This window comes from uncultured Microscilla sp. (assembly GCF_947493425.1).
Classification (GTDB): domain Bacteria; phylum Bacteroidota; class Bacteroidia; order Cytophagales; family Microscillaceae; genus Microscilla.
In genome coordinates this window covers 1-697 of the sequence record NZ_CANLRP010000438.1, presented here as the reverse complement: position 1 = coordinate 697, position 697 = coordinate 1, and the positions used below count along the sequence as shown (strand labels likewise).

Sequence of the window (697 nt, the reverse complement as noted above, 5' to 3'; positions counted from 1 at the left end):
ATTTTCACCCCGAACCTCTCACAGAACCGTGCGTGATAGTCTCCCATCACACGGCTCTTGTTATACAAATCATCATACTTTGATTCCTAAATCCCAATGATAAAACAGGTACGGATAATCTCGCCTCACATTCCTTAACCAATCATAGCCTTTCTTCAAACTCCTTTTCAAGCGTTTGTATTTATTTATCGCCCACTTGACGAGCCGCTGGTGGAATACTTTGAAAGTTATATCCATTTCCCATTTACGGAACTTACCATAGTACTGGTATATTCCTCGTAGTATTGGATTTACTTTCTTAGCGATGTCTTGAAGCGTCGCTGATGTCCAGCGGTGTATCTTCATTTCTTTCCACTTTTGAGCTATGCGTTTCTTGGCTTTAGGGCTGATTGCACAATCGAAGCGTAGAAATAGCTTTCCATCCTTGGTTTTACTTGTTCTTGGTTGAAATCTAAAACCTAGAAAATCAAACTTCTTTGGATAACTTTTCTTCCCTTTTCCGTTGTTCCGACAGCATACAATATTAGTCTTTTCTTCGTTTAAATGTAGGTTACACTCATTTAAGCGTTTTCGTACTGCTTGAAGTATTGTTTGGGCTTCTTTTTCACTACGACAATGAATGATCATGTCATCGGCATACCTTACATAAGGTACTCCATAATGTAGTTCCAACCATCTATCTAGTGTATAATGTAAG

At 38.7% G+C, this 697-nt stretch carries 1 protein-coding gene; it reads right to left on the bottom strand.

Annotated features, from left to right (window positions below; genetic code table 11):
- Positions 1-72: 72 nt before the first annotated feature.
- Positions 73-697: reverse transcriptase domain-containing protein (locus Q0954_RS34225; RefSeq protein WP_299466658.1), on the bottom strand; the 625-nt coding region annotated here is incomplete at its 5' end.